This is a genomic window from Streptomyces sp. NBC_00461, assembly GCF_036013935.1.
Lineage (GTDB): Bacteria > Actinomycetota > Actinomycetes > Streptomycetales > Streptomycetaceae > Streptomyces.
The window spans coordinates 7219086-7232266 of record NZ_CP107902.1; the positions used below are offsets into that span (position 1 = coordinate 7219086).

The window sequence follows — 13181 nt, forward strand, 5'->3', positions numbered from 1 at the left end:
TCTGATGGTGTGTGGTTTATATCCCTACCCAGGGTGTCGCGTCGCGACGCGTGAGGCGACCGTTCACCTCACGTTCGTACACCGTTGGGATGGAAGTGGTCCAGAGCGGTGGCCGACAGATGTGCGGTGCTGCGCGGCGGTCAGCCCTGAACGGCCAGAACCAGGGGCAACACCCCCTGCGCACCGGCACGTCGGAGCATGCGGGCCGCCACTGCGAGTGTCCATCCGGTTTCGGTGAAGTCGTCCACGAGGAGGACGGGGCCCGCGGCCTCGGCGAGCGCGGAAGCCAGGGCGGCCGGCACGGTGAGCGTGCCATCCAGTGCCTTCAGACGCTGCGCGCTGTTACTGCGGGACACGTGGGGCTCGCCCGTGTATTCCACGGAGCCCAGTAGCGGCAGCCTGCCGACCTCCGCGATGCGCGCACCCAGGGAGTTGATCAGCTGCGGTCGGGTGCGGGAGGCGATGGTGACCACTCCCACTGGACGCGGTTGCACGTCCGCCGCTCCCGAGGCCCAGCCGTCGGGGCCCTTGGCCCAGTCGGTGAGCACGCCCACGACGGCCTTCGCCACGTCGTCCGGCACGGGTCCGTCCGGGGCCTGCGGCGCGAGCATGGGGCGCAGCCGGTTGCCCCAGCCGATGTCCGACAGACGGCCCAACGCCCGCCCCGAGGCGGCCTGTTCGCCGGCCGGGATACGCCCTTTGAGGTCGACGCCGATCGCCGGAAGACCGGTCGGCCACATGCGGCGCGGCTCCACCTCGACGCCCGCCCGGTCGAGATCGACGCGTGCCGCGTCCACAGCGGTCACGGAGGTGTCCGTGGTGAACCGCGCGCCTGCGCAGTTGTCGCAGCGGCCGCAGGGCTTGGCGCCCTCGTCGTCGAGCTGGCGCTGCAGGAATTCCATACGGCAGACCGTCGTCGAGGCGTACTCGCTCATCGCCTGCTGCTCGGCCTTGCGCTGCCGCGCGACCCACTCGTATCGCTCGGTCTCGTAGGTCCACGGTTGCCCGGTCGCGATCCAACCGCCCTTGACCCGCCTGACTGCCCCGTCCACGTCGAGGACCTTGAGCATCGTCTCCAGACGTGAGCGGCGAAGCTCCACCAAGGGCTCCAGGGCGGGCAGCGACAAGGGCCTGTCCGCGCGTGCCATGACATCGAGAGTGCGGCGCACCAGATCCTCCGGTGGGAAGGCGAGCGACGCGAAGTACTCCCAGATCGCCTGGTCCTCCTTGCCCGGAAGGAGAAGTACCTCGGCGTGCTCGACGCCGCGTCCGGCGCGGCCCACCTGCTGGTAATACGCGATCGGGGAGGACGGTGAGCCGAGGTGCACCACGAACCCGAGGTCCGGTTTGTCGAAGCCCATGCCCAGCGCTGAGGTCGCGACCAGGGCCTTAACCTTGTTGGCCAGGAGGTCCTCCTCGGCCTGCTGCCGGTCGGCGTTCTCCGTCTTGCCCGTGTAGGAGGCGACATCGTGCCCGCGGTGTCGCAGGAAAGTGGTGACTTCCTCCGCGGCGGCCACGGTGAGCGTGTAGATGATGCCGGATCCCGGTAGCTCGCCCAGGTGCTCGGCGAGCCAGGCCATCCGGTGCGCGGCGTCCGGCAGCCGAAGCACATTCAGGCTCAGGCTCTCCCGGTCCAGTGGGCCGCGCAGCACCAGGGCGTCCGACGCGCCCCCGGTACCGAGTTGTTCCGCGACGTCGGCGGTCACGCGCGCGTTGGCCGTGGCGGTGGTCGCGAGCACGGGCACTCCCGGCGGCAGATCGCCGAGCATGGTGCGCAACCGTCGGTAGTCCGGGCGGAAATCGTGTCCCCAGTCGGAGATGCAATGCGCCTCGTCCACCACCAGGAGTCCGGTGGCGGCGGCGAGCTTGGGCAGGACCTGGTCCCGGAAGTCCGGATTGTTGAGCCGCTCCGGACTGACCAGCAGGACGTCGACCTCACCCGCGGCGATCTCGTCCTGGACCGTGTCCCACTGCTCGGTGTTGGAGGAATTGATGGTCCGCGCGCGGATGCCGGCCCGAGCGGCGGCCTCGACCTGGTTGCGCATCAGCGCGAGCAGCGGGGAGACGATCACAGTGGGGCCGCTGCCACGGGCGCGCAGCAGCGAGGTCGCCACGAAGTAGACCGCGGACTTGCCCCACCCCGTGCGCTGCACGACGAGCGCCCGGCGTCTGTCGGCAACGAGTGCTTCGATCGCCCGCCACTGGTCCTCACGCAGCCGGGCCATGCCAGTGGCGTCTCCGACGAGGCGGGCGAGGACCGCGTCGGCGGCCGCCCGGAGTTCCGCGTTGCTCGTGTGCTCCATGCGTCCCATCAAACAGGACGGCGCTGACAATCCGGACCGGGCCTGTGGAGAAGAGGGAGTGAGACGCCGAGTCGCCATGGTGCGCGGGCAGACAACCCTCACTGAGGTGATCGGCTTGACGTGTCCCTGGTCCGAGTTATCCACAGGGCAAAGCGGAATATCGCGATCCGCGAGATCGTCTGCGCATGACGAATCACGGCGAAACCACTGGATCCCCCGATAACGGCAAGGCCGGCGGACGTGAGGATCGCGAGTCCAACGACGGACACCACGAGTCGCACGGGCGACGAGAGATGCCCGCCGGCCCGACCTCACCTGACGATCATGGCGGCCGCTACGACCCAGGGAAGCGCGGCGGGCAGGACGGGTACGCCGAGCGCCCGGGCCGCCGCCCGGACCATGCCGACTGCACTGCCTACGACAGCCACGGCGCAGAGCATCAGGTCACGCTGCGCACGCCGGCCGAACTGGCCGACGCACTGCCGTATCTGCTCGGCTACCGCCCCGAGGACAGCATCGTCCTGGTCGCCCTGCATGACAGGGACAGCCGGGGCCGGTTCGGCGGCCGTGCCCGGCTCGGCATCCCCACGAGCGCCGACGACTGGGCGTCCGTGGCCGAGCAGTTGGCGCACGGGCTCGTGACGGGCAGTGAGCGCAGAGGAGCGCGGCCCGAGCAGATGGTCGCCTACCTCTGCCAGGAACCGGCGAAGGGGGAGACGGGACGCCAGGTCATGGAGCGGTTGCGGCCACTGGCCCAGAAACTGCGCGTCGAGTGCGGTCAGCTCGACGTGCCGGTGATCGAGGCGCTGTGCATCTCGGAGGGCCGCTTCTGGTCGTACTGCTGCGTGAACGAGGCATGCTGCCCACCCGCCGGCCTGCCCATGGGGCTGCCCGGCACGTCCGTCCTGGCCGCCGCTGCCACCTATGCCGGCCTCCAGGTGCGCGGCACGCTGCGCGAACTGCGGGTCAGGCTGCTGCCCTGGGAGACCGCCGCGGCCCTGGAGCAGGAGGGCGCCCTGGACGCAGCGAGCATGGCGCTGGTCCCCAGGATTCTGGACGACGCCAGTCGCGCGGGCGTGGCCGAGGAGACACTGGAGCTGGCCGCGCTGGTCATGCGTCGGCTGGCAGACGCCCCGCCCGTGTCCGGCGCGCTCACAGCGGATCTCCGCGATGACGAACTGCTCGCACACGACGAGGCCGCGACCCTGATTCTCGGCCTGCAGGACCGCGCGACCCGAGACCGCGCGGCCGAATGGATGGAGGGCGAGACGGCCACCGCCGCGCTCCGGCTCTGGCGTGCCCTGGCACGCCGATGCGTCGGGTCGTACGGCGAACACGCGGCGGCACCCTTGACCCTGGCGGGTTGGGTCGCTTGGTCCACGGGCGACGAACTGGAGGCCAGGGAAGCCCTCGCCATGGCCCTCGGCGCGGACCCTTCCTACCTCTTCGCCCGCCTGCTGCACCAGGCCTGCAACGAAGGCCTGGACCCGGAGTCGATCCGTCGCTGCCTGCGTGCGGAGCGGAAAGACCGCGCGCGGACGACAGCCCAGCAGGTGCACGGCGAAGAGGAGATCGCAGGGCCGGTGGCAGGCGGGGCCGTTGAGCCGGTGCCGGTGCCGAAGGGGGCTTCCCGGGCACGGCGCCGTGCCCGCCCCGGCAGCACGGTCGGCAACCAGCCACGCTCGGCGAAGGCAGGGGGCCGGGGGAGTGGTGCGGGCCTTCCTCGCCCACGCACTCGGGTAGTAGGCGGCACACGTCCGGGCTCCGCCCGCACGGACCGCTCGCGCCCCAGTGTCTCGGGGAAGGACGCCGCACGCTGTCGCAACGACGGCCTCGGAAGCTTCCAGCCCGGAGGCGACAGCGTCGAGGGGGAGGCGTGAGCGATGCCCGGAGAACGCCGGCGGGGTCGGTCCGATCGACGACGGTTGCCGAACGATCCGCTTGCCGCACCAAGAAGTCGACGGAGGCGATCCGGGTCGCCGCCATTCGGTCAGGTCGGCCCGAAGGGGCGTGACCCGGAGGACTCCCCCTCCGTTCACCTGAGTGGCGGAACGCCCGGATGGCCGTGCCGCCCCACAGACCACGTCCGTCCGGATCCTTCCACCCGGCGCCGCACACAGCCGAGGCCCACCGAGCGTAGAAGAAGCCACCCCATGAATCAGCCGAATCCGTCCTCCGCCGCTGACGACGACCGCTCCGGCGTCGGCCGATCCGGGCTGCCTCCGTGCGCGGGTGTCGAACTGCCTACACACTCGGCCGGCATCGGTCGGCACGAGCCCCGTATCGCGACCGACAGCCCGCGTGTCCATCCACCCGACGGCCACACCTGGCACCCGCCACCCGACGGCCGGGACCGGCGTCCGCCTGCACCGACGGACCGTCCCGGGTCCGGGCCCCGGGCAGACGATCAGAACGGGACCCCTGCCAGGCCGACGGTCCAGGGACGCACCGCCGCTCGACCGACCACCGAGAGCCTCACCACCCCCCGGTCGATCGGCCAGAGCCCCATCACGGCCCGACCGGCGGACCAGCGCCCGATCACCGACCGCCCGTGGGACCAGAGCGGCATCGCCGCTCGACCGCTCGCTCCGGGGCAGCCTGCACTGGATCCGCCCGACCCGAGTCACCTTGCGCTCCCGCCCACGCGCTCGGACCGGCCCCCGGTTCGGGCGGCCGATCCTGACCAGCTCTCGGCTCAGCCTGCGGGCCGTGACCAATCCCGGGTGCGATCGCCGAGAGTTGCTGCCCCATCCCCGTCCTCGACTCCGTCCCCGTCCCCGATCCCGTCCCCGGGCCCGCTTCCGGCACTTCGCCGGTCGGCCGAGCTGCCGTCCACCCACAACGCCATGATCTGCGTCTCGCTCCCGGGTCTCGCCATCTCGACGGAGCAGGGTCAGATGACCGGTCAAGGGCTGGAGGGGTTCTACCGTGCGGGTCGGCGCCTGCTCTCCCGGTGCCAGGTCCGCGTGGCCGGGCGGGAACCGCTGGCGGTCCAGGCTCGGATGACCGCGGCCGACCGAGCCCGCTTCGTGGGCACGCTACGTGCCTCCCCGCACTCCGGCCCGGACCCGGACGTCGTTGTCGAGCGCTTGCGCCATGCGGACGGGACGGAGCGCATCACGTTGCACAGTGCAGCCCTGCGCCCCCTGCGGGTGCCGGTCGAGGTCGCCCTTGGCACGGACCTGGCCGAGCTGGGCGCCATCGCGTCGGGCGCGGCGCAGCCCGAACTGCCCGCCAGCGTCCACGACTCGGGGCTGCGCTGGTCTTGCCCCACCGGGAACTCGTCGGTCACGGCGGATCCGCCCCCCGCGGACGCGCTGGCCTCCGCGGGCCTCCTGCGCTGGGAGCTCGAGCTGCCGCCCGGCGGCAGCAGAAGCGTCGAGCTGCGGGTGCGGCCGGACGGAGCGGGGTCCGCGCGGGCCGTGGGCCGCGCGGCAACGAGCCCTCTCGCCGCCGCCGGGGCGTCCAGTGACGACCCGAGGATCCAGCCGTTGCTGCGCACAAGCGTCGAGGACCTCCAGGCCTTGATGCTGCGCGACCGCAGTCACCCCGGCGACCTGCATCTCGCGGCAGGTGCCCCCTGGCGCACCGGTCTCGCACCGGCCGACGCGCTCGCCGCGGCGCGGATGGCGCTGCCCCTCGGTACCCGCCTCGCCGCAGGCACGCTGCGTACCCTCGCGCGCAGCCAACTCCAGGGCGCAGGACCCCAGTCCGGCATGCTCCCCGGTCCGCGACGGGACGCGGGCACCCATCTGCCGCCGGGTTGCACCGGTACGGAAGCCACCCTGCTCTTCCCGGTACTTCTGGCGGAGGCCCGCCGCTGGGGGCTTCCCGAACCCGAGACGGAAGCGTTGCTGCCGGCGGCCGAGCGCTGTCTGGCCTGGCTGCGGACAACCGTCGGCGACGGCACTTACTTGCGCGACCCGCATCCGAGTGGCCCCGTCCGTTGCGAGATGCAGGCCCACGCCCACCGCGCGGCCCTGCTGGGCGCCGATCTGCTCGATGCGTACGGGAGACCGGGCGGCGCCGAGCTGCGGTACTGGGCGCAGACGCTGCGGACGGCGTTCCGGGAGGACTTCTGGATCGACGACCCGGCGGGCGGCCGACCGGCGGCCGCCCGTGCTCCTGACGGCACCCTGGTGCCGCACCTGGGTGCGGCCGCCGCTCATCTCCTGGACACCGGCCTGCTCGGCGGGGGCGAACTGGCCCCTGGACTGCTCGACAAGGTGCAGACAGAACAACTCGCACGACTGCTCGGCAGCCCGGCCATGGACTCGGGCTGGGGCCTGCGTGGACTGGGCGCGAAGGAAGCCGGATACAACCCGTTCGGCCACCGCAGCGGTGCCGTGCGGGTCCACGAGACGGCGATCGCCGTCGCAGGTCTGGCCGCCGCCGGATACGAGAAGGAGGCGAGTGCGCTCCTGAGAGGCGCGCTGGCGTCGGCAGAGACCTTCGGGCACCGGCTGCCCGAGATGTACGGAGGCGAGCAACGCACCGAAGGGAGCATTCCCCTCCCGCACCCGGCCGCCTGCCGCCCCGCCGCCACCGCGGCGGCCGCAGGCGTGTTGCTGCCGACCACGCTCGCGGGCATCCGCCCCGACGCCCCCGCCCGGACCGTCACGCTGAGCCCCATGCGCAGCGCCCCCCTCGGCGAGATCGTCCTGACGGGGCTCCGGGTAGCCGGGGCCTCCTTCTCCGTACGGGTCAGCCGGCTCGGCCTCGTCATGGTCGAGGAGGCGGCCGACGGGCTGCAACTGGGTGTGTGACCTCGGACGACGCAGCATCGCGCAACGGCACCGACGAGATGGGAGGGTCAGATCGGACCGAAGTGGATCAGCCATCGAAGCGGCCGACGAAGGGAGTGTTTATCGTCAAGCAGACGACTATGATCGCCGCATGCCCTACGACCCGTCAGCATTTCCGCCCTTCGCCGTCACCGTGGACCTGGTAGTGCTGACCGTGCGCCGTCATGCGCTGTGCGCGCTGGCGGTACGCAGGGGGGAATCACCGTTCCAGGGGCGGTGGGCGCTGCCCGGGGGCTTTGTACGGGCCGACGAGGATCTGGCGCAGGCCGCCGCACGCGAGCTGGCCGAGGAGACCGGGCTGCGTGCCCACGACCCGTCGGTTCCCGCTCAGGACAACGGCGCTCACCTGGAGCAGCTCGCCACCTACGGTGACCCCAAGCGGGACCCTCGCATGCGCGTCGTCAGCGTCGCCCACCTGGCGCTGGCCCCCGACCTGCCCGCACCCCGCGCGGGCGGCGACGCCAGCAACGCACGCTGGGCACCGGTCGAGGAGCTGCTTCAGCAGGGCGGCTACGGCCGCGACGGCGAACCGGTGGCACCGCTCGCCTTCGACCACGCACAGATCCTGTCCGACGGTGTGGAGCGAGCCCGTTCCAAGATCGAGTACTCGTCCCTCGCCACGGCGTTCTGCCCCACTGAGTTCACCGTCGGAGAGCTGCGCCGGGTCTACGAGGCGGTGTGGGGTGTGGCACTCGACCCGCGCAACTTCCATCGCAAGGTGACGGGCACACCGGGCTTCCTCGTCCCCACCGGAGGGACCACCACACGCCAGGGCGGTCGCCCCGCCCAGTTGTTCCGGGCCGGGGGTGCCACGCTGCTCAACCCCCCGATGCTGCGCCCCGAAGTGTGACGCAGGAGCCCGGACTCGGCGCGGCCGGCTCAGCGGAGAGCAGCCAACACGGCTGGAGCGGACCGGTCTCGGCCCACGAAGTGGGCGCGCGATCCAGGAAAAAACGGACATAGCGCGCTATCTTGCTGCGGGTGATCCAGGTCTTCGGATTGACCAGCAATCCCCGCAAGGAGCTTGCGCCCGCCGTCGATGACGTCTCCTTCGATGCACGCGCAGGCCACGTCACCGCGCTGCTCGGCCCGAGGGGGGCGGGCAAGACGACCGCACTCAGACTCATGCTCGAGCTCCAACAGGGCCGTGGCATCACCTATTTCAGGGGCCGCCCCCTGCACCGCATCGCCCATCCCTCGCGCGAGGTCGGCGTGCTCCTGGGTGACGTACCGGGACACCCGGCCCGCACGGTCCGAGGCCATCTCCGCATGCTGTGTGCCGCCGCGGGAGTCCCCGTCCGCCGCGCCGACGAGGTCCTCGAAGTGGTCGGCCTCGTCAGCCTTCGCGACGAGCGCCTCGGCACCCTCTCCCGCGGCATGGACCGTCGCCTCGGCCTGGCCTGCGCCCTGCTCCCCGATCCGCACACCCTCGTACTCGACGAGCCCGCCGATGGACTCTCCACCCGCGAGACCCGCTGGCTGTACGGCATGCTGCGCGCGCACGCGGCCCAGGGCGGCACGGTCCTGCTGACCACGGCCGACTCCAAAGAGGCCGCCGGTAGCGCCGACCGGGTCGTCACACTGGAGCAGGGAAGACTCGTCGCCGACCAGAGCTCCGGCGACTTCGCCCGCACCCGGCTGCGCCCCCGCGTCGCCGTCCGCAGCCCGCACGCCGCGCGCCTGGCCGCCCAGCTCACCAAGGAAGCCCGCGGCGCGCGGCGATCCGTCGAGGTCGTGCGTGAGCGCGGCAACCGCCTGTCCGTGTACGGCAGTACCTGCGCCGACGTCGGCGAGACCGCGTTCCGCCACGGCATCCTCGTACATCAACTCGCGGACGAAATCGGGGACATGGGGCCCGGAGCGATGGAAACCCCCATCAGAGAACCGGAAGCCGCCGACGAGCCGTCGAGACCGGAAAGGTCGCGCACCGCGGACCCGGCTCGGAGCCCCGGTATGGCACTTCAGCGGGCAGCCACCGAAGCGCATTCCGCGACGCCGGCGAGTGCGGCTCATGAAACGCGCCCCCATTCCGCTTCCCGGACTCAGGGCGACGGGCTGCACGACGCCGACCCCCTGAGGTCACCCGGCACCGAACCCTCATCGCGCGTACCGTCCAGTTGTGTCGCGATGCCGGCCTCGCGCCCCGCTGGAGCCGACGTCGAAGACGCGTCTCGCCTGCCACCCCCCATCTCCGTCCGCACCGCGCCCAGCCCCCTCCGCCCCCTTCGCTACGAGATCCGTCGTGCCGCCGGCATCGGCACCGGGTTTCTCACCGCGGCCGCTGTGCTCGTCGTGTCGGCTCTCGCCGCCGTCGTCCTGGCACGGATCGGGCACACCCCGCAGTCGCGCCTGCTGGTCGCGTGGCCGCGGGAACTGCCGCTTCCTCCTGCCGCCCTCGGTGCGGGACTGCTGGGTGCGCTGGCCTTCGGCGACGAGTTCCGCCACCCCGCGCTGGCGGCGGACCGCGGCACCGTGCCCCGTCGGCTGGGGCTGCTCGCCGCGAAACTCTTCGTCGCCACTGCCACCGCGCTGATGCTGGCCTTCCTCACGGTCGGCTGCGACGCCGAAATGCTCTATCTCGTATACGGACGGGAGCTCACGCAGGTTCCCGGGGACTGGCTTTCGCTGAGTGCGAGTTGGCTCGGACTGGTTGTCGGCTGCGCCTGGGCCGGAGTGCTGGCCGCCGGCGTCTTCCGGTCCACCACTGCGGGACTTGCTGCCGTACTCGGAGTACCGGTCCTCGTTGTTCCCCTCGTACAAAAGGCCTTGGCGGGATCGTCCGTGCGTACAGCGGCCGGGTTTCCGCTGCGGCTGCGAGAGACGTTCCTCATGCAGTGGCCTTTCGGGGGAGAGCGCTATCTGTCCGCCGTCGCGCGCGTGGTCGCCCAACCCGTGGGTGGCGCCCTGACGTTGTCGCTCAGCGCTCTGCTCTGCGCGTATCTGCTCACCACCCTGCGCAGCAGGGTCCGATGACCACCGTCCGCGCGCTTTCGGCGCACCCTGTGCGCAACTCCCTGGGGTAAGCCCATTTCTTTCCGATAAGGCGTCAATTGCGACGGGGTGAGCGATCACCCTTTCGTGTGCTTTTCACCAAAGACCTCAAGGCAGTTGAGAACGACGCCGACAAAGGATCCGTGAGTACCCTTGCGCACACCATGATGACCGCCGCCCGCTCCGCAGACTCAGGTCTCGTCGGCCCGGGCGAACTCGACCGCTACCCCTACGCCGAGACCCCCGTGGTCGACCGCGTCGGAGCCCCCGCCTGGGAGAGCGCGGACCCGGAGCTGAGCCGCGTCGGGCGGCGTGCCGCAGGCAGCCGGGGACGTGGGCTGCATGGCCAACTCGTCCAGCAGCTTGGCCAGATGATCGTCTCCGGTGACCTGGGCGCCGACCGTCCGCTGGTGCCGGAGGAGATCGGCCAGCGCTTCGAGGTCTCCCGCACCGTCGTCCGTGAGTCGCTCCGCGTGCTGGAGGCCAAGGGCCTGGTAAGTGCCCGCCCGAACGTCGGCACGCGCGTGCGCCCCGTCAGCGACTGGAACCTTCTCGACCCTGACATCATCGAATGGCGCGCCTTCGGGCCGCAGCGTGACGACCAGCGCCGCGAGCTGAGCGAGCTGCGCTGGACGATGGAGCCGCTCGCCGCCCGTCTCGCCGCGGGGCACGGGCGCGAGGACGTCCAGCAGCGGCTCGCTGACATGGTCGAGATCATGGGGCACGCGATGGGGCAGGGTGACGCCATCACCTTCGCCCGCGCCGATGCCGAGTTCCACTCCCTGCTCATCCAGGTCGCGGGCAACCGGATGCTGGAGCACCTGTCCGGGATCGTTTCGGCGGCCCTCCATGTCTCCGGTGGTCCGGTCACCGGCTGTGACCGGCCGAACGAGACCTCGCTGGGGCACCACGGCAGGATCGTCGACGCCCTTGCCACGGGGGACGGCGCGGCGGCCGAATCGGCCATGCGTCAGCTGCTCACGGTCCACCCCGAGGTGGAGCGCGTGGTGCCCGCGCCGCGCGAACACTGACCGCACACCGCGGGCGGCGCGGACGGGGGATGCCTCCCCCCTCCTGAGGCATCGCTCGGTCGTCGAACCGCCTCCGTCGGACCCCGCAGGATCCGCGAGATCCTGCGGGGTCCGACGGCGCAACGGGCCGCGAGGCCCTTGGGGAGCCCCGGCCTAACCCATGGATGACCTTGTCTGTCTATGTCTGACCACTTTTGAGCGCTTACGGGGTGTGACTCGGGCCACGCAGAATGGGCGTAACACTCGCGGAGACAGCGCGATGACCTAAGAGGTGACAGCCGAGGAGGGAATACGGACGCCGTTTGCGGCGCTGTGCATCTTCCCGGCCCTCGCCCGCGCCGTCGGCCCAATCCCCAAGCCGGTGGTCGGCTCCTGTCCGCCTGGATGGGGCCGGAAGCCGTTTTCCAACGTTCCGAGAGGTTGTTCGTGTCGGCCAGCACATCCCGTACGCTCCCGCCGGAGATCGCCGAGTCCGTCTCTGTCATGGCTCTCATTGAGCGGGGAAAGGCTGAGGGGCAGATCGCCGGCGACGATGTGCGTCGGGCCTTCGAAGCTGACCAGATTCCGGCCACTCAGTGGAAGAACGTACTGCGCAGCCTCAACCAGATCCTCGAGGAAGAGGGTGTGACGCTGATGGTCAGTGCCGCGGAGCCCAAGCGCACCCGAAAGAGCGTCGCAGCGAAGAGTCCGGCCAAGCGCACCGCCACCAAGACGGTCGCGGCCAAGACGGTGACTGCCAAGAAGGCCACCGCCACCGCCGCCCCGGAGGCGCCCGCCGTCGGCACGTCCGTCGAGGACGACGCCCAGGCGGTCGCCGCGAAGAAGACGGTCGCCAAGAAGGCGGCGGCCACGAAGAAGACGGTCGCCAAGAAGACGGCGGCCAAGAAGACCAGCTCCTCCAAGAAGGATGACGGCGAAGTCGTCGAGGAGGAGGCGGTCGAGGACACTCCCAAGGGCGCCGACGAGCCCGAGGGCGCCGAGAGCGCGGGCTTCGTGCTCTCCGACGAGGACGAGGACGACGCGCCGGCCCAGCAGGTCGCCGCGGCCGGTGCCACCGCCGACCCGGTCAAGGACTACCTCAAGCAGATCGGCAAGGTCCCGCTGCTCAACGCCGAGCAGGAGGTCGAGCTCGCCAAGCGCATCGAGGCCGGTCTGTTCGCCGAGGACAAGCTGTCCAACGCCGACAAGCTCGCGCCGAAGCTCAAGCGCGAGCTGGAGATCATCGCCGAGGACGGCCGCCGCGCCAAGAACCACCTCCTGGAGGCCAACCTCCGTCTGGTGGTCTCCCTGGCCAAGCGCTACACCGGCCGCGGCATGCTCTTCCTGGACCTCATCCAGGAGGGCAACCTCGGTCTGATCCGCGCGGTCGAGAAGTTCGACTACACCAAGGGCTACAAGTTCTCCACGTACGCCACCTGGTGGATCCGTCAGGCGATCACCCGCGCCATGGCCGACCAGGCCCGCACCATCCGCATCCCGGTGCACATGGTCGAGGTCATCAACAAGCTCGCGCGCGTGCAGCGCCAGATGCTCCAGGACCTGGGCCGCGAGCCCACCCCGGAGGAGCTGGCCAAGGAACTCGACATGACCCCGGAGAAGGTCATCGAGGTCCAGAAGTACGGCCGCGAGCCCATCTCCCTGCATACTCCGCTCGGCGAGGACGGCGACAGCGAGTTCGGTGACCTCATCGAGGACTCCGAGGCCGTCGTCCCGGCCGACGCGGTCAGCTTCACGCTGCTGCAGGAGCAGCTGCACTCCGTGCTGGACACCCTGTCCGAGCGCGAGGCGGGCGTCGTCTCGATGCGCTTCGGTCTCACCGACGGTCAGCCGAAGACCCTCGACGAGATCGGCAAGGTGTACGGCGTGACGCGCGAGCGCATCCGCCAGATCGAGTCGAAGACCATGTCGAAGCTGCGTCACCCGTCGCGTTCGCAGGTGCTGCGCGACTACCTCGACTAGGTCGCCCTCGGACGACATCGAAGGCCCGGTTCCCCAGGTGGGGGACCGGGCCTTCTCGTGCTGTCGCGGGTGCGGGGTGCGACGGACTGGAT

General features: G+C 71.0%; 7 protein-coding genes. 6 read left to right on the forward strand and 1 reads right to left on the reverse strand.

Features of this window, described 5'->3' with window-relative positions; all coding sequences use genetic code 11:
* Nucleotides 1–140: 140 nt before the first annotated feature.
* Nucleotides 141–2303 (reverse strand): RecQ family ATP-dependent DNA helicase, encoded by a 2163-nt coding sequence (locus OG870_RS33685; RefSeq protein WP_266590403.1) that lies wholly within the window; start codon nt 2301–2303, stop codon nt 141–143.
* A gap of 185 nt (nt 2304–2488) precedes the next feature.
* Between OG870_RS33685 and OG870_RS33690 the strand changes: the two genes are divergently transcribed.
* The 6 genes from OG870_RS33690 (at nt 2489) to OG870_RS33715 (ending at nt 13089) form a co-directional block, all read left to right on the forward strand.
* On the forward strand, nt 2489–4183 hold the full coding sequence (locus tag OG870_RS33690; RefSeq protein WP_266590405.1) for a DUF4192 domain-containing protein: 1695 nt from the start codon (nt 2489–2491) through the stop codon (nt 4181–4183).
* A 1017-nt stretch (nt 4184–5200) separates the two neighbouring features.
* Nucleotides 5201–7069, forward strand: a complete 1869-nt coding sequence (locus OG870_RS33695; RefSeq protein ID WP_405624982.1) for a glycogen debranching N-terminal domain-containing protein — start codon at nt 5201–5203, stop codon at nt 7067–7069.
* A 130-nt stretch (nt 7070–7199) separates the two neighbouring features.
* The gene (locus tag OG870_RS33700; protein ID WP_266522494.1) at nt 7200–7958 is read left to right on the forward strand and encodes an NUDIX hydrolase; all 759 of its coding nucleotides are present in this window, start codon (nt 7200–7202) and stop codon (nt 7956–7958) included.
* A 131-nt stretch (nt 7959–8089) separates the two neighbouring features.
* Nucleotides 8090–10081 (forward strand): ATP-binding cassette domain-containing protein, encoded by a 1992-nt coding sequence (locus OG870_RS33705; RefSeq protein ID WP_266590409.1) that lies wholly within the window; start codon nt 8090–8092, stop codon nt 10079–10081.
* Nucleotides 10082–10242: 161 nt separating this feature from the next.
* Entirely contained in the window at nt 10243–11130 is an 888-nt protein-coding gene (locus OG870_RS33710; protein WP_266522498.1) for a FadR/GntR family transcriptional regulator, read from the forward strand.
* A gap of 426 nt (nt 11131–11556) precedes the next feature.
* A complete protein-coding gene (locus OG870_RS33715; RefSeq protein WP_266522500.1) occupies nt 11557–13089 on the forward strand; it encodes an RNA polymerase sigma factor in 1533 nt (510 codons plus the stop codon).
* The last annotated feature ends 92 nt before the right edge of the window (nt 13090–13181 follow it).

What these genes read in the sequence shown, in the direction of transcription:
- OG870_RS33685 (WP_266590403.1), bottom strand. Translation starts at nt 2,303, where the DNA reads ATGGAGCACACGAGCAACGCGGAACTCCGGGCGGCCGCCGACGCGGTC.
- OG870_RS33690 (WP_266590405.1), top strand. Translation starts at nt 2,489, where the DNA reads ATGACGAATCACGGCGAAACCACTGGATCCCCCGATAACGGCAAGGCC.
- OG870_RS33695 (WP_405624982.1), top strand. Translation starts at nt 5,201, where the DNA reads ATGACCGGTCAAGGGCTGGAGGGGTTCTACCGTGCGGGTCGGCGCCTG.
- OG870_RS33700 (WP_266522494.1), top strand. Translation starts at nt 7,200, where the DNA reads ATGCCCTACGACCCGTCAGCATTTCCGCCCTTCGCCGTCACCGTGGAC.